Here is a 16144-nt window from a genome sequence, read left to right as displayed (position 1 = left end):
CGGTCCGGACGTCAGCCGACGCGGGTCAGCTTGGCGCCGAAGCCCGGCTCGGCCAGGTCCTTCTGGAGCTCGACCGGGACCTTCACCTGGCTGGCCCCCTCGCCCACGGTCAGCATGCCGACCTCGGTCCCGGCCGCGGCCGAGTGCGGAACGGCCGAGCCGCCGTCGGACAGTTCGAGCTTCACCTCCAGGCCCGCCCAGCCGACCGCCTTGACGTCCTCGGCCGCGACGACCGGCGTCGTACCGCCCAGCCCGTCGTCGACCGTGCCGACCACGTCGCCCTTCTTCACGAGCGTGCGCGAGGTCAGCGCGTCCTGCGTGGCGAGCATCAGTTCCTTGCTCGCCGCGATGGCGGTGTCGAGGATCGACGGGGTGTGCTGGGCGAGGACCGCACCGACGATCAGCTGGTCGGTCCCACCGACCATCTTGTGCGCGGCGAACAGCAGGTTGCCGCCGGCCTTCGTCGTGCTGCCGGTCTTGATGCCGAGCGCGCCGTCGTACGGAACGAGACCGTTCCAGTTGCGCCAGCTCTTGCCCGAGGGGTCCGTCCAGGACGGCAGCTTGGTGATGTCCATGAACGCCGGGATCTCCACCAGCTCCAGACCGAGCTTCACCTGGTCCTCGGCCGTGCTCACCGTCGTCGCGTTGAGACCGGACGGGTCGGTGTACGTGGTGTTCGTCATCTTGAGGTCCTTGGCGGCGTCGTTCATCTTCTCGACGAATGCCTCCTCGGAACCCGCGTCCCAGCGCGCGAGCTGGCGCGCGATGTTGTTCGCGGACGGAATCATGATGGCCGCGAGCGCGTCGCGCAGGGTGAGCTTGTCACCCTCCTTGACGGTGTTGAGCGTGGACTCGTTGTCCGTCTTGTCCAGCTGCCCCTCGGACTCGCCCTTCGCGTCGATCTCGATCGACGGGCCGTTCTCGCCCCTCTTCAGCGGGTGCTCCTTGAGGATGACGTACGCCGTCATGGCCTTCGTCACACTGGCGATCGGTACGGGCGTCTGCTCGCCGGACGAGCCCAGGGAGCCCGCCCCCGACGCCGCCATGAACGCCTGGCCCTTCTCGGGCCACGGCAGCGTGGGCTTCTCGCCGTCGAACGTGTACGTCTGCTCCGCGGTCATGGTCAGCTGCGGCTCCGGCAGCGGGCGCACGGCCTGCGCGACGGCGAAGACGACCACCAGCAGGAGGGCCAGCGGCGTCCAGATCTTGACCCGCCGCACGGCGGTCCTGACCGGGGTCTCCGGCGGAGGCGGGGTGTTCGTCAGCTCGGCGAGCAGGTCGAGCGGCGGCTTGGGCGGCAACGGCTGCTGCCGGGTGCGCTCGGTCTCCGGGAGGGGGGCGGGCGCGGCGGGCGCGGCCGGGGCGGCCGGGGCGGCCGGGGCGGCCGGGGCGGCCGGGGCGGCCGGGGCGGCCGGGGCGGCCGGGGCGGCCGGGGCGCTGCGCGGCCTTCCGGCCGGCGGCCGGACGATGTCCGGCTTCAACGGCACGAACTTGCTGGTGCGCTCGGCGGCGGACTCGGGCCTGCTCACGGTCTTCAGCGCGGTGGTCGGCTGGTCCACGGCCCCGCGCGGCCGCACGGCCCTGAACACCGCCGTCGCCTGGTCCGCCTCGTCGCCGGAACCGCCCTCGGCTCCTTCCGGCGCCCGGTCCCGCTCGACCTCTCCGGACTTAACGGTCTTACCGGTCATGTCGGCCTTATCTGACTCGGAAGAGCCGGCCGCGGGCTCGTCGGCGTCGCCCCCGACCTCGCCCCGCGACGGCTCGTCGCCGCCTGCCGCCGCGACCGCTCCGTCCGCGTCGGCAGCCTCGCCACCGTGAGCCTCGCCCTCGCCCCCGCCGGCGGCCGGGGCCGCACCCGACGGGTCCTTGCCGTCCGCGTCCTCGGTCGCCACCCACGCCGCCACCGCCACCCGAAGGCGTACGTCGCCCTCCGGCGCGCTCGGCGAGGCGTCCGGCACCTCCGGGCCGCCCGGCGCGTCCGATGCGCTCTCCGGCCCCTTCAGGGCCTTGTCCGGATACTCCTCGGAGGTCGCCTCGACCTCCGAGGAGACCTCTCCGTCCCCTTCGAGAGCCTTCGGCTCCTCCGGCTCCGTTTTCGTGGGCATCCTGAAGACCGCCGTCGGCTGGTCCACGCGGCCGCGGCCTTCCGGCTCCGGCTTCGCAGCCGGTTCGGCCGAACCGGCTGATTCCCGGAAAACGGCGAGCCGCGGATCGTGCTCGCCCGGGGCCGTCCCCACCGACGACTTCCGCTGCTCCGACTTGTCGGGGGACTCGCCCGCCACCGATGCCTCCTTCATACGCGCTTGCGCATACGCCCGCTGTCCGATGTCCGAACCATGTACCAGTGTCCTGTCTGAGACCCGGACTTCCTCGCCAGACGAGAACGACATACCTTCCGGTTCCCGTACATAGCACCCAGGCGCTCTCGACAGATGAATGTGAGAGGGGTCACCCTGTCATTCATCCACGCGGGGAGGCATGGATGGGCAGGAGCCGCAGAACACTTCCGGAGGAGCTTCTGCTGCTCGCTCTGGACCCGACCACGGGTACCACAGCGCAGCCGCAGTCGCTCGACCTCGGCCTGGCCGGGGCACAGCTAGTAGAGCTGGCTCTGGCAGGACGGATAGCCCCAGACGGGGATCGTATCGCCGTGGTGATGGCACGGCCGACAGGAGATCCGACACTGGACTCCGCACTGGAACTGCTGCGCAGGCGCGGCAGCCCGGTCCGGGCGGTCCACTGGATAGGCGGGCCCCGGCTGGGGCTCCGCCAGACGTATCTCTCGCATCTGGAACGGTGCGGCATGGTGCATGCCGTGGCGGGGCAGATGTGCGGGGTGCTGCCGACGACTCGCTACCAGGCGACGGAGTCGGTGATCTGCCGGGAGATCAGGACCCGGCTGGACAACGCGATCCGCACCGGCGTACCGCCGGACCCGCGGACCGCGGCGCTCGCCGCGCTCGCTCACGCAGTGGGACTCGGCAAGCACCTCTACCCCGGCAACGAGGGGCGCTCATCACGCTCCCGCCTCCGGGATCTGATCAGGCACGACCCCATGGGCGGACTCGTGGCGCACGCCGTGATGGACGTCCAGAACGGTGTGGCCGCACAGCCCCGCCGAGCACCCGCAGCGGGAGGCCGGCCGCAGCCGTCCGTACCGATGCAATCGCAATCTCCGCCGCATGCGCAGTCGCGCCGCGACGGCATGACGCGCCTCGCGGCGCACTGAGCCGGGCCGCAGTACCGGCACCGCCCGGGCAGCACCCGCAAGACCAGCACCGATGCCGCACCGACGTCCCCAAGACCCGGTTCGGGAGCCGCACCGAAGCGCGCGGGGTGGTGGGCCGGCCGTCCAGGCCTTCCTGGACCGGACCGGGCCGCCACCCCGCGCGTTCGCGTCGGCACCGCTTGTGGTCATTTCCCAGCGCGGCGGCGAGCAATGGTGGCAGTCTGCTGAGCAGTAGAGCGTGCAAGCGGTACAGCCGTACATACGCACAACGCACTCAGCCGGAGGTGCAGTTCCCGTGGCGTCCAACGTCAACCCCACCGTCAGGCGACGCCGATTGGGCCAGGAGCTCCGCCGGCTCCGCGAGCTCAAGGGCATGACGGCCGAGGAGGTCGCGGAGCGCCTGCTGGTCTCCCAGTCGAAGATCAGCCGCCTCGAGAACGGCCGCCGCTCCATCAGCCAGCGCGACGTGCGCGACCTGTGCGGGGTGTACGAGGTCGAGGACCACCGGATCGTCGACTCGCTGATGCAGATGGCCAAGGACTCCCGCCAGCAGGGCTGGTGGCACGCCTTCGGCGACATCCCGTACAGCGTCTACATCGGCCTGGAGACGGACGCCGCCTCACTGCGCGTGTACGACCCCCAGATCGTCCCCGGCCTGCTCCAGACCCCCCGGTACGCCGAGGCGCTCATCACCGGCGCGCTGCCCGAGACGGCGGCCGGCGACGTCGAGAAGCGGGTCAACGTCAGACTGCGCCGGCAGGAGCGCGTCCTCTCCGCCGAGCAGCCGCTGCGCCTGTGGGCCGTCATCGACGAGGCCGCGCTGCGCCGCGTCGTCGGGGACAGGCAGCTGATGCGGGAGCAGCTGGAGCACCTGGTGGAGCAGTCCCAGCTCCCCCATGTGACGGTCCAGATACTCCCGTTCGACATGGGCGCGCACCCCGGCATCAGCGGTCATTACGCGATCCTGGAGTTCCCGGACGCGGCGGACTCCAGCGTGGTCTACATCGAGGGGGTCACGAGCGACCTCTACCTGGAGAAGGCGAACGACGTCCAGAAGTACAGCGTGATGTACGAGCATCTGCGCGCCCAGGCGCTGAACGTCGAGGCCTCGCGGCAGTTCATCGCGGACATCGCGAAGGAGTACGCCCGCTGAACCAGAGGGCCCGCCGGAGGAATCGGAACCGTACACCTTGGCCGTCCCGCAGCGGAAGGCCCTCATCGGATATGCCATCCGGTCGAGTGAACGGCCGCTTCGGGCGGGGGCGTTCGCGAGTAGCGTCGCTCCCGCCGGCAAGCACGCTGGTGTCTCACTCCACGACCAGCAAAATCGGAGCGAACATGGCAATCCATCAGGGCGCTACGGACACCTGGACGAAGTCCTCGTACTCCGGCGGCAACGGCGCGTGCGTAGAAGTCAAGTCCCCCGTCACGCACGCCGTCGCGGTGCGGGACTCGAAGGTGCCCGAGGGCCCTTCGATCACCTTCGCCCCCGGGTCCTGGACCACGTTCGTGGGCGGCGTCGGCCAGGGGACGTTCGACCTCGGCTGACCGGCCCGCGCCGGTCACGACGCGCCGTCAAGGCGCGCGGAGCAAGACCGCAGTGAGCCCTCTCGACCGGTTCGCCGTCCTGGCCGAGGGGGCTCTGGCGTACCCGCTCACCTCCGGGCACGCCGGAGCGGCAGCCATGCGTCTCCTCCCCCTCCTCGCTCTCCTCCCTCTTCCGACCGCACGGGACCCGCATCCCGTGCGGTCGTTCGCGTATCCGGGCTCTGTGTACGGCGCCTGACGAAGCGCCCGCCCATGGTGTGGCCGCCGCCGCGTTCACGACAACCGCCCAGAGGGTCAAGGGAAGGTAAAGACGTTCTGCTTTGTGTCCTGCGTTCACATTCCTGACCGAAGAAAGTCTTGACCGGCCCCCGCGTCGAGCGATTCAATCCCCGAAGTCCCCGCTCCCGCACGGGGACTCCGCCAATGGAACGTACTGACGAAGCACGATCCGGTTCATTCAGTTGAACGCAGCATGCAGCATAAGGCGGACCCCTGGAGGGGGCATGAACAGTCTTGACTGGGCCGTGCTCATCGGCTACTTCGGCGTCATGGTCGCGATCGGCGTCTGGTCCCACAAACGCGTGGAGACCGTCAGCGACTTCTTCACCGCCGGCGGAAAGATGCCGTGGTGGCTCTCCGGCATCTCGCACCACATGTCCGGCTACAGCGCGGTCATGTTCACCGGCTACGCGGGCATCGCGTACAAGTACGGCGTCACGTCCTTCGTGACGTGGTCGTTCCCCATCGCGATCGGTATCGCGATCGGGGCGAGCCTGTTCGCCCCCCGGCTCAACCGGCTCAGGTCGAAGCTGCATGTCGCCTCGCCGCTGGAGTACCTCAAGACCCGTTACAACATCTCGACCCAGCAGGCTCTCGCCTGGTCCGGTGTCCTGCTGAAGATCGTCGACGTGGGCGCCAAGTGGGCGGCGATCGCCACCCTCCTGTCGGTCTTCACCGGCCTCTCGCTCAACCAGGGCATCCTCATCACCGGCGTCGTCACCGGCATCTACTGCACCGTGGGCGGGCTGTGGGCCGACGCCCTCACCGAGCTCGGGCAGTTCGTCATCCAGCTCTTCGCGGGTCTCGCGATGCTGTTCGCGGTGATGGCCGAGCTCGGCGGGTTCAGCTCGCTGTGGACGGTGTGGGACAAGCTCCCCGAGAGCCACAACGACCCGCTGACCGGCGACTTCACCCTGATGTTCCTGCTGGCCTACCTCTTCATCAAGACCTTCGAGTACTCGGGCGGCATGTGGAACCAGGCCCAGCGCTACATGGCCACGGCGACCGCCCGTGAGGCCACCCGCTCCGCCCGGCTCTCCGCGATCCTGTGGCTGGTGTGGCCGCTGGTCCTCTTCTTCCCCATGTGGTGCGCGCCACTGCTGGTCGAGGCGCAGAAGCCGGACGCGTCCGACTCGTACGCCCTGATGACCGAGCAGTTGCTCCCGCACGGCCTGCTGGGCCTGGTCATCGTCGGGTTCTTCTCGCACACCATGGCCATGTGCTCCTCGGACGCCAACGCCATCGCGGCGGTCTTCACCCGCGACATCGCACCCGCCCTGTCGCAGAAGGCGCGCGGCTGGTCCCAGCGGACCGGTCTGGTGGCCGCGCGGCTGTCGACCGTGGCGTTCCTGGCACTGTCGATGGCGATCGCGACCCAGGTGAACTCGCCGGCGTTCAAGGACATCATCACGGTCGTCATCAAGTGGGTCGCGGGGCTGATGGGGCCGATCGCGATCCCGTTCATGCTGGGGCTGCTGCCCCGGTTCCGCAGGTCCGGTCCGACGGCGGCGCTGGTCTCCTGGGCGTGCGGGCTGTTCGCCTTCTGGCTGCTGAACTACGGGATCGACGGCGTCGCGACGCAGTACCAGGTGTCGGTGCCCCTCGCGGTCTCCCTGGTGCTGTACATCCTGATCGGCTTCGTCAAGCCGGAGGACACCCCCGAGCGCGACGCGGTGCTCGCGCGCATCAACTCGGACGACGACGGCGACGGCCCGGTCGCGGGCGCGGCGGTCCCGGCTCCGGCGGCCGCCGGGGACGCGAAGGCACGCGAAGGCGCGGCCGACTGAGGCCAGGAGCAGGGGCGGGCCCGGGGGCCGGAGTACGGACGTGCTCAGGCCCTCGGGTAGCGGATCAGCCAGCCGGGGGCGCTGACCGCGGGGCCGTGCAGGGCGGGGCCCTGGGTCATCTCCATCGCGAAGTCGTCGGCGAGTTCGAGGACCGTGCCGCGCCCCTCCAGCTCGGCGAGCCACCCCGGCGGCAGCGCGGTCTCGCCGTGCAGGGCGCCGAGCAGGCTGCCGCACAGCGCGCCGGTCGCCTCGGAGGCTCCGCCGTGGTTGACGGCGAGGCACAGGCCGTGGCGGACGTCCTCGCCGACGAGGGCACAGTAGACGGCGACGCCCAGGACGTCCTCGGCGGTACGGCCCTCGCCGAGGGACTCCACGCGCGCCGGGGAGGGGATCCCCTGGCGTACGGCGCCGAGGGCGTGCTTGAGGGCGTCGGTGACGGGCTGGTGCCCCGGGCGCGCGGCGAGCAGGGCGAGGATCCGCTGGACGGCCGCGTCGAGGCTCTCGCCGCGCGCCAGGCCGTGCACGATGACGGCGAACGCCCCGGCCGAAAGGTACGCGGCGGGGTGGCCGTGGGTCTGGGCGGCGCACTCGACGGCGAGCTGGAGTACGAGCTGGGGGTCCCACCCGACGAGGAGCCCGAAGGGCGCGGAGCGGGTGACGGCGCCGAAGTCGCGGGCCGTGGGGTTCCTGGGACGTTCGAGGGTCCCCATGGTCTCGTCGGCGAGGCCGGTCAGGCACTCGCGGGAGGGGCCGCGGCGGGCGTACAGCCACTCCTCGCGGGCGAGCCAGCCGCTGTCCTCGCGTCGTTCGTCCGGGCCCCAGTCGCGCTGGGTGACGGCCCACCGCAGGTGTGCGCGGTGGATGTCGGTGGGCGGGTGCCAGGCGCCGGTGTCGCGGCGCACCTGGGCCCGTATGAGGCCGTCGACCGTGAAGAGCGTCAGCTGGGTGCCGGCGGTGACGGCGCCGCGTCTGCCGTAGGCGGGGACGAGGTCGGTGACGGCGTCGGCACCGTGGGCCGCGCGTATCCCGTCCAGGCTCAGGGCGCTCACGCCGGCGCCGAGCGCGTCGCCCACGGCGCCGCCGAGCAGACAGCCGCGTACCCGGCTGCGGAAGTCCTGCTGCTCGGCACGGCCCCATACGGATGTGACTGGTGCGCTCACCGCTTCTGCCCTTCCCTGTGGCCGACACCTGCCGTCCGGCGTCCGGCGTCCGGCGTCCGGCGTCCGGCGTCCGGCGCAGCACTGTAACCGAAGGGGAAGAAGGTGTTCAGGGGGCAGGCGGTCCGCGGCTCGGCGGCATGGCCCCCCTCGCCGGAGGGCTCGGTTCCAGCCCTTCCGGCGAGGAAGGCCGTGCCGCGCGGATCAGTCCGTGACCTGGATCTTGCCGTTCGCCCCGGCCTGCTCGGTGGCGGCCTGCCTCGCTCCCCGCTGCGTGGCGCCCTTGAGCAGCTCTGCGAGGTCGACCCCGGTGGCGGAGCTGAGCAGCTCCATGCCCTGGGCGACGTTGTCGGTGACCGTACGGGACAGCTGGCTCGCGCCGTCCGTGGAGATCACGGTCATCTTGTCGATGGCGCTCATCGGCTCGGCCGCCTTGGCGACGACCTGCGGCAGCACCTCGACGAGCATCTGGAGGACGGCCGCGTCGCCGTACTGCGCGAACGCGTCGGCCTTCTTGCGCATCGCCTCGGCCTCCGCCGAGCCCTTCGCGGCGATGGCGGCGGCCTCCGACTCGCCCTCGATCCGTACGGCCTCGGCGAGCGCCGCGCGGTGCAGCTTCTCGCCCTCACCGGTGAGGCGTGCGCGCTCGGCTTCCGCCTCGGCCTCCTTGACCTGCGCGATACGCCGGGCCTCGGCCTCCTGCTCGGCCTGGTAACGGGCGGCGTCGGCGGGCTTGCGGACCTTCGTGTCGAGCTCGCGGTCGGTCAGGGCCGCCTGGCGCTCGGCGACCTTCTCCTGCTCGGCGAGGACTTCCTGCTGGCGCGCGGCGTCGGCGAGCGGGCCGGCGGCGTTGGCCTTGGCGGCCGCGGCCTCGGTCTCGACGCGGATCTCCGCCTGCTTGAGGTAGAAGGTCCGCTCCGCGATGGCGATCTCCTCGGCCGCCTTCAGCCGGGCCTGCTCCGAGGCCCGCTTGGCGATGGCCTCGGCGATGTCGGCCTCCTGGCGGGCGCGGGCGGCCTCGGGGCGGCCCAGGTCCTCCAGGTAGGAGCCCTCGGTGGTGATGTCCTGGATCTGGAAGGCGTCGAGGATCAGGCCCTGTCCGGAGAGGCTCGCCTCGGCCTCCTCGGCGACCTGCCCGGCGAAGGCGGCCCGGTCGCGGATGATGTCCTCGACCGACATGCGGCCGACGATGGCGCGCAGCGCACCGGACAGCACTTCCTGCGTGAAGCCGACGATGCCGTCCTGCTGCTGGAGGAAACGCTGGGCGGCGGCCCGGATCGCGTCCTCGCTGCCGCCGACCTTGACGATCGCGACGCCTTCGAGGTTGGCCTTCACACCGCGCAGGGTGACGGCGCCGCGCACGGAGATCGGGATGTGCCGGCTGGACAGGTCCAGGGTGAACTTCTGCTGGACGAACGGCACGACGAAGACGCCGCCGCCGACGACGACCTTCTGGCCGCTGTTGTCGGTGGAGGTCTGGCCAGTGACCGGATCGGTGGACGTCTTGCCGCGGCGGCCGGTGATGATGAAGGCCTCGCTGGGGCCGGCGACCTTGTAGCGCGTGACGACGACAAGGGCCAGCAGGACGAGGAGTACGACGACTCCCACGACGGCGACGATGACTGGACTCATGAGGAATTCCCCCCTGCCTTCCCAGGGGACGGCAGCAGTTGGAGTGGTACGCAGGACTGTGGGGCGGCGCGCGGCGGTGTCAGCGTTCGACGGGGCGCACCGCGACCGAGGTGCTCGACAGGGACGCCTCCACCCAGATCTCGGCGCCCCGCGCGACGGGCACCTCGCTCCGGGCCGCGAGTTTGACCGGCTGCCCGCCGAGCCGCAGCATCACCTCGCCGTACCCGTCGGCGGGGATCGCGGTCACGACGGACCCGGCGGTGCCGACGAGGTCGGTACCGCGCGGGGTGGCGTCGGTCCGGTCGCGCATCAGCGCACGGCTGAACTTCCAGACGAGCCAGCCCGCCGCGATCCCCGCCGCCATCCCGACCGCCGTGGCCGCGCCGACCCCGAGCCCCGTGGTGCCGAGCATGATGGCGCCGCCGAAGCCGAGCATCGAGAGGAACCCGGCGATCACGGGCAGCGAGAGCAGGCCGTCGAAGAGGCCGTCGAGGACTCCCCCGAACAGCCCTTCGAGAATCCCGTCGAAGATCAGCGAGAGAGCCAGCAGCACGATCCCCGCAATGCCGAGACCAAGAAAAACAGTCATCCGCTGCCCTCCCCCGTGCGCGCCGATCTGTTGAACAGAAGGGATCGTCTCATGCGTGACCGGGAGGAAACATTGCCGGGTTCCGGCAATCTTTACGCTCCCTTAATGCCGCTTCACTCCAGCACCGGAAGCAACTCCGGAAGGTGTCCGTCCGACGCGGCCGCCGCCCGCTGCCGCTCCTGCGGTACGTCGCCGTACAGCGTCGTGCGCGGCTTCGAGGGGCGGCCCGCGGCGTCCGCGATCGCGACGAGGTCCTGGACGGAGCGGTACGAACCGTAGCCGGACCCCGCCATCCGGGAGATGGTCTCCTCCATCAGCGTCCCGCCGAGGTCGTTGGCGCCGGAGCGCAGCATCTCGGCCGCGCCCTCCGCGCCCAGCTTCACCCAGCTCGTCTGGATGTTGGTGATGTGGGGGTGGAGGAGGAGGCGGGCCATGGCGGTGACGGCACGGTTGTCGCGGTCCGTCGGGCCGGGCCGGGCGATGCCTGCCAGGTAGACGGGCGCGTTGGTGTGGACGAAGGGCAGCGTCACGAACTCCGTGAAGCCGCCGACGTTCTCGGACAGCGCGGCCTGCTGGATGGCGGCCAGGGTGCGCAGGTGGCCGAGCCAGTGGCGCGGCTGGTCGACATGCCCGTACATCATGGTCGACGAGGACCTGATGCCCAGTTCGTGCGCGGTCTTCACGACCTCGGTCCACGTGGCGGTCGGCAGTTTGCCCTTGGTGAGGACCCAGCGCACCTCGTCGTCGAGGATCTCGGCGGCGGTCCCGGGGATCGAATCGAGCCCGGCCTCCTTCGCCGCCGTCAGCCAGTCCCGGACGGACATGCCGGTGCGGGTGGCGCCGTTGACGACCTCCATCGGCGAGAACGCGTGCACGTGCAGGTCCGGGACGCGTTCCTTCACGGCGCGCGCGATGTCGAAGTACGCCGTGCCCGGCAGGTCGGGGTGGATGCCGCCCTGCATGCACACCTCGACCGCGCCGACCTCCCACGCCTGCTGGGCCCGGTCGGCGACCTGGTCCAGCGACAGCGTGTAGGCGTCGGCGTCCGTGCGCCGCTGGGCGAAGGCGCAGAAACGGCAGCCGGTGTAGCAGACGTTGGTGAAGTTGATGTTGCGCGTGACGATGTACGTGACGTCGTCGCCCACGACGTCACGGCGCAGCTCGTCGGCGATCCGGGTCAGGGCGTCCAGCGCCGGGCCGTCCGCGTGCAGCAGCGCCAGCGCCTCGTCGTCGCTCAGCTTCGTCGGATCGTCCGCGGCCTGCCGCAGCGCCTGCCGCACGTCGGTGTCGATGCGCTGGGCCACCATGCCGGGGGCGGCGGCCTCGCGCAGCGCGTCCCAGTCGCCGTACACCTCGTCGAAGTCGTCGCGGCGGTCGGAGGCGCGTCCGTCGGTGTCGATGGTGCGGTGCAGGTCGGTGCGGCCGGTCGCGGTGAAGCCCTCGTCGGGCTCCTGCCACGGCAGTCCCCGCGGGCGCACGCCCTCGCGCGCCAGCCCGGTCTCCGGGTCGGCGAGCGCCCGTACGTGCGGGACCAGCCGGGGGTCGAGCCAGGGCTCGCCGCGCCGGACGAACTCCGGGTAGATGGTGAGCCGTTCGCGCAGCTCGAAGCCGGCGGCGGCGGTCCTGGCGGCCAGCTCGTCGATGTGCGGCCAGGGACGCTCGGGGTTGACGTGGTCGGGGGTGAGCGGCGAGACGCCGCCCCAGTCGTCGATGCCGGCGCCGATGAGGAGCGCGTACTCCGCGTCGACGAGGTTGGGCGGTGCCTGGATGCGGGCGCTCGGCCCCAGGATGTGGCGGGCCACGGCGACGGCGGCGGCCAGCTCCTCCAGCTCGGCGTCGGGCATGCCGCGCATGGCGGTGTCCGGCTTGGCGCGGAAGTTCTGGACGATGACTTCCTGGATGCCGTGGTAGGCGCGGGCGGTCTTGCGGAGCTCGAAGAGCGCGTCGGCCCGCTCTTCGTACGTCTCGCCGATCCCGATCAGGAGCCCGGTCGTGAAGGGGACGTTGGAGCGGCCGGCGTCCTCCAGCACGCGCAGCCGCACGGCGGGCTCCTTGTCGGGGGAGCCGTGGTGCGGTCCGCCGGGCTCCGCCCACAGGCGGGTGGCGGTCGTCTCCAGCATCATGCCCATGGAGGGGGCGACGGGCTTGAGCCGCTGGAGGTCGGTCCACGACATGACACCGGGGTTGAGGTGGGGCAGCAGCCCCGTCTCCTCGAGCACCCGGATCGCCATGGCCCGTACGTACGCGAGGGTGTCGTCGTACCCTTCGGCCTCCAGCCACTCCCGCGCCTCGGGCCACCGCTCCTCGGGCCGGTCGCCGAGGGTGAACAGGGCTTCCTTGCAGCCCGTTTCGGCGCCGCGGCGCGCGATGTCCAGCACCTCGTCGGGCGACAGGAACATCCCGTGCCCTTCGCGCCTCAGCTTCCCGGGAACGGTCACGAAGGTGCAGTAGTGGCACTTGTCCCGGCACAGCCGCGTCAGCGGGATGAACACCTTGCGCGAGTACGTGATGACCCCGGCCCGGCCGACGGCCTCCAGTCCCGCGTCGCGCACCCGCGCGGCGGAGGCGGCGAGGTCCTGGAGGTCGTCGCCGCGCGCCTGGAGCAGTACGGCGGCCTCGGCGACGTCGAGCGCGACCCCGTCCCGCGCACGCCTGAGGGCGCGCCGCATGCTGTTGGCGGTGGGTCCTGCTCCGGCACCGCGACCGTTCCCGGAGCCGTTCCCGTCCTGGTGGCCGTTCCCGTTTGCCTGCGGTGCGCTCGTCGTCATGCGTCCGAGCATACGAGCGCGCACCGGCACGGACCGTTGCGCCCGGGCCCGGCGGCGGTGCCGGGAGCACCGGTCAGGGGGCCGACATCGAGCTGAAGACGACGAATCCCAGGATCATGCCGACGACCAGTCCGATCGCCGCGACGATCAGACCCGTCACGGCGAGCGGCTCGTCCTTGGACTTGGCTATCCCGCCGAAGACCAGGCCGAGGACGCCGAACAGCGGCGGGCAGAAGAACAGTGCCACCGCACCGAAAACGATCGCGACGATGCTGAACGGGCTTCTCTGCATGTGCGTTGCCTCTCCCCCGAGGTCCGGCCGTGCGGCCGGGCGCGGTCCATGCCGAAGAGGCCAAGGTAGCGGCGCCCGGCCACCGGGCACAGGGGGCCGCGGCGAAAAGCGTGCCGTCGCTCGGGTAAACGCGGCGTACTCATCGAGTACGCGAAGGACCTCCGGCTCGGCCGCGGGCGGCAGTTGCAGCACCACCTCCGTGACGCCCAGGTCCGCGTAGTGCGCCAGCTTGCCCGGACTGGGGATCACCGCGTACGGAACCACCTGGAGGTCCTCCGGGAGCCTGCCCGCCTTCTCCCACACCTCGCGCAGCACCGGCACCGTTTCCCCCAGGCCCCGGCCACCGACCGGAAGCCATCCGTCCGCGTACTCGGCGACGTGCGCGAACAGCTGGGGACCGGCGCCGCCGCCGATCAGCGTGCGGGGCGCGGCGCCGGCCGGCTTCGGGTAGGCCCAGGACGCCCGTACGGACGCCGTTCCGCCCGTGTACGCCGTCGGCTCCGCCGCCCACAGCGCCCGCATCAGCGCCCTCCGGTCCCGCGTCCGCTCGCGGCGCGTGCGCCACTCGACGCCGTGGTCCGCGGCCTCCTCCCGGTTCCATCCGTGGCCGACGCCGAGCGTGAAGCGGCCGCCGGAGAGGTGGTCCAGGGTCGCGACCCGCTTGGCCAGGTCGATCGGGTCGTGCTGGGCGACCAGGGTGGTGCCGGCGCCCAGGCCGAGCCGTTCGGTGACCGCGGCGGCCGTGCGGCCGGCCGCTGCGGGGTGCCGATCAGGTCCGTGCGGCCCTCCCGGCCGGCCGGGTGCCGACGAGGTCCGGGGCCAGGGGCTCGCCGGTCAGCGGCTCGCTCTCCCGCCTGGGCCTGATGCGGCCAGGAGGCGTGTGACACGGCACCCCCACCGCACACGGGAACAGGCCCGGGGAGCCGGGTCCGGCTCCCCGGGCCTGTCATGACTCGGGTACGTCGTCGGTGCGCCGCCCGGCCGGGCGGACTCCGCGGGGTCAGTCCTCGACAACCAGCGCCGGGGTCTCCTTCGTCAGCACCTCGCCGCGGAAGAACGCCGGGCTGCGGCGCTGCATGACCAGCATCAGCACGACGCCGAGCAGCAGCAGTCCGACGGCGATGACGAAGACCGAGCCGACGCCGCCGACCGCGGAGCCGCTGCCGTACGCCGGGTCCCACATGTCGTACAGGGTCTTGCCGAAGACTCCGGTCAGCAGGATGCCGCCGAGGACCGGGCACAGGCCCTTGTGGACGAAGTCGCGGGCGGAACCCAGCAGCTCGCGGCGGAAGTACCAGGCGCAGGCGAACGCGGTGATCGAGTAGTAGAAGCAGATCATCAGGCCGAGGGCGTAGATCGTGTCGATCAGCACGTTCTCGCTGAGCAGGGTCATCACCGAGTAGAAGACACCGGTGCCGACGCCCGCGACGACCGTCGCGCGGCCCGGGGACTTGAAGCGCGGATGGACCCTGGCGAAGGACGCCGGGAGCGCCTCGTACGCGGACATGGCCAGGACCGTGCGGGCGACCGGGATGAAGGTCGTCTGGAGGCTGGCGGCGGCGGAGGCGAAGACCGCGAGCGAGAGGAAGACGCCGAGGACGAGGCCCATGACGGGCTCTCCGAGAACGGCGAAGACGTTGTCGGAGCTCTCCGGGTTGGCGAGTCCGAGGCCCTTGTCGCCGGAGCCGACGGCCATCTGGGCGGCGATGCCGGTGGCCAGGTAGGAGGCGACGAGGACGAGCATCGCGATGAGGGCGGCGCGGCCCGGCGTCTTGGTGCTGCCGGTGGTCTCCTCGTTCGCGGTCAGGCAGGCGTCCCATCCCCAGTACATGAAGATCGACAGGGAGAGGCCGGCCGTGAAGGCGGCGAAGGACTGGACGGCGAACGGGTTCATCCAGGACCAGGAGAAGTCCAGGCCCGTGTCGAAGGTGCCGCTGCCGGCCTTCTGGAAGGCCATCGCGACGAAGATGGCGAGCACCACGAGCTGGAGGCCGACCAGGGCGTACTGCACGCCCTTGGTGGCGGTCATGCCCCGGTAGCTGATGGCCGTGGCGATGGCGATCAGGGTGAGGCAGGTGAGGATGTGGACGGCTTTGTTGTCGTCCAGGGCGCTGATCGCGTCACTGCCCGTGAGCTGTCCGGCGAGCAGCCAGAAGTACGAGGTCGCGACGCCCGCGAGGTTCGAGAGGACGATGATCGTCGCGATCACCAGGCCCCAGCCGCACATCCAGCCGACGCGCGGCCCGAACGCCTTCACCGTCCAGGTGAAGGAGGTGCCGCAGTCCGGCATGGCGCGGTTGAGCTCGCGGTACGCGAAGGCGACCAACAGCATCGGCAGGAAGCCGGCCAGGAAGATGGCCGGCATCTGCAGGCCGACCTCGCCCGCGGTCGAACCGAGGGTCGAGGTGAGGCAGTACACGGGGGCGACCGTGGAGATGCCGATGACGGCACTGCCCATGAGCCCGACGGACTTACTGCTGAGGCCCTTGTCGCGTACGGCCGCGCCGTCCGGGGCGCGGACGCCCCTCACCGTGTCTCCGGCCTGGGGCCGGGCATCCACCTGAGTCATAAACGGGACGTTAACCGGTGCGTTTTCCATATCCGGAGCACTTGACTCCACTCCAAAGATCCTTGCTTCCCACGGCGTTGAGCGGCCTATTGGTTGCGGATCAAAGGCCATGAAGAGCAGAAGGTGAATATTTGTAGGCCATCAAAGGAACTTCCGAGGTGCGGAAACCGCAACGCTGTCCACTTTGCCCGATTCGAAAGTTTCCCGTACGCGTTTCCGGAGGGTTCGTCCGGTGCGGGCGACCGGTGGTGGGGAGGTAATGGGGAGGCGTCTTCCGGTGCTGCCGCATTCGCC

10 protein-coding genes and 1 pseudogene are annotated in these 16144 nt (G+C 71.1%); 4 read left to right on the top strand and 7 right to left on the bottom strand.

The features are described 5' to 3' along the window. Window positions 1-11 precede the first annotated feature (11 nt). Entirely contained in the window at window positions 12-2297 is a 2286-nt protein-coding gene (locus BN1555_RS18435) for a D-alanyl-D-alanine carboxypeptidase family protein (RefSeq protein ID WP_093800406.1), read from the bottom strand. A gap of 185 nt (window positions 2298-2482) precedes the next feature. Here BN1555_RS18435 and BN1555_RS18430 point away from each other — a divergent pair, with 185 nt between their 5' ends. The 4 genes from BN1555_RS18430 to BN1555_RS18410 all read left to right on the top strand — a co-directional run bounded on the left by BN1555_RS18430 (window position 2483) and on the right by BN1555_RS18410 (window position 6843). Beyond that, window positions 2483-3229 (top strand): GOLPH3/VPS74 family protein, encoded by a 747-nt coding sequence (locus BN1555_RS18430; protein ID WP_093800405.1) that lies wholly within the window; start codon window positions 2483-2485, stop codon window positions 3227-3229. A 295-nt stretch (window positions 3230-3524) separates the two neighbouring features. Next, window positions 3525-4382, top strand: coding sequence for a helix-turn-helix domain-containing protein (locus tag BN1555_RS18425; protein WP_093800404.1), 858 nt, complete (start codon window positions 3525-3527; stop codon window positions 4380-4382). Window positions 4383-4567: 185 nt separating this feature from the next. Continuing rightward, a complete protein-coding gene (locus BN1555_RS18420) occupies window positions 4568-4777 on the top strand; it encodes a DUF397 domain-containing protein (protein WP_093800403.1) in 210 nt (69 codons plus the stop codon). A gap of 503 nt (window positions 4778-5280) precedes the next feature. Next, window positions 5281-6843 carry a sodium:solute symporter family protein gene (locus BN1555_RS18410; RefSeq protein WP_093800401.1) on the top strand — a complete coding sequence of 521 codons (1563 nt, stop codon included), beginning with the start codon at window positions 5281-5283 and terminating at the stop codon, window positions 6841-6843. Window positions 6844-6887: 44 nt separating this feature from the next. On the opposite strand, the gene BN1555_RS18405 is transcribed toward BN1555_RS18410, so the two are convergent. The 6 genes and pseudogenes from BN1555_RS18405 to BN1555_RS18380 form a co-directional block, all read right to left on the bottom strand. Beyond that, complete coding sequence (locus tag BN1555_RS18405) at window positions 6888-8003, bottom strand: ADP-ribosylglycohydrolase family protein (protein ID WP_093800400.1); 1116 nt, start codon at window positions 8001-8003, stop codon at window positions 6888-6890. Between the two features lie 201 nt (window positions 8004-8204). Next, on the bottom strand, window positions 8205-9632 hold the full coding sequence (locus tag BN1555_RS18400; protein WP_255306081.1) for a flotillin family protein: 1428 nt from the start codon (window positions 9630-9632) through the stop codon (window positions 8205-8207). Window positions 9633-9711: 79 nt separating this feature from the next. Further along, window positions 9712-10221 carry a hypothetical protein gene (locus BN1555_RS18395; RefSeq protein ID WP_093800399.1) on the bottom strand — a complete coding sequence of 170 codons (510 nt, stop codon included), beginning with the start codon at window positions 10219-10221 and terminating at the stop codon, window positions 9712-9714. 113 nt (window positions 10222-10334) lie between these two features. Further along, window positions 10335-12989 carry a bifunctional FO biosynthesis protein CofGH gene (locus tag BN1555_RS18390; protein ID WP_093803484.1) on the bottom strand — a complete coding sequence of 885 codons (2655 nt, stop codon included), beginning with the start codon at window positions 12987-12989 and terminating at the stop codon, window positions 10335-10337. A 418-nt stretch (window positions 12990-13407) separates the two neighbouring features. After that, window positions 13408-14022: pseudogene (locus BN1555_RS40425) on the bottom strand (LLM class flavin-dependent oxidoreductase); the annotation flags it as partial. A 259-nt stretch (window positions 14023-14281) separates the two neighbouring features. Then, on the bottom strand, window positions 14282-15850 hold the full coding sequence (locus tag BN1555_RS18380; protein ID WP_093800397.1) for an APC family permease: 1569 nt from the start codon (window positions 15848-15850) through the stop codon (window positions 14282-14284). Between the last annotated feature and the right edge of the window lie 294 nt (window positions 15851-16144).

It is taken from the genome of Streptomyces sp. Wb2n-11 (assembly GCF_001049855.1).
Lineage (GTDB): Bacteria > Actinomycetota > Actinomycetes > Streptomycetales > Streptomycetaceae > Streptomyces > Streptomyces altiplanensis.
The sequence above is the reverse complement of the archived record's forward strand: the minus strand, read 5'-3'. Positions and strand labels throughout refer to the sequence as shown.

What these genes read in the sequence shown, in the direction of transcription:
- BN1555_RS18435 (WP_093800406.1), bottom strand. Translation starts at nt 2,297, where the DNA reads ATGAAGGAGGCATCGGTGGCGGGCGAGTCCCCCGACAAGTCGGAGCAG.
- BN1555_RS18430 (WP_093800405.1), top strand. Translation starts at nt 2,483, where the DNA reads ATGGGCAGGAGCCGCAGAACACTTCCGGAGGAGCTTCTGCTGCTCGCT.
- BN1555_RS18420 (WP_093800403.1), top strand. Translation starts at nt 4,568, where the DNA reads ATGGCAATCCATCAGGGCGCTACGGACACCTGGACGAAGTCCTCGTAC.
- BN1555_RS18410 (WP_093800401.1), top strand. Translation starts at nt 5,281, where the DNA reads ATGAACAGTCTTGACTGGGCCGTGCTCATCGGCTACTTCGGCGTCATG.
- BN1555_RS18400 (WP_255306081.1), bottom strand. Translation starts at nt 9,632, where the DNA reads ATGAGTCCAGTCATCGTCGCCGTCGTGGGAGTCGTCGTACTCCTCGTC.
- BN1555_RS18395 (WP_093800399.1), bottom strand. Translation starts at nt 10,221, where the DNA reads ATGACTGTTTTTCTTGGTCTCGGCATTGCGGGGATCGTGCTGCTGGCT.
- BN1555_RS18390 (WP_093803484.1), bottom strand. Translation starts at nt 12,989, where the DNA reads ATGACGACGAGCGCACCGCAGGCAAACGGGAACGGCCACCAGGACGGG.
- BN1555_RS18380 (WP_093800397.1), bottom strand. Translation starts at nt 15,850, where the DNA reads ATGACTCAGGTGGATGCCCGGCCCCAGGCCGGAGACACGGTGAGGGGC.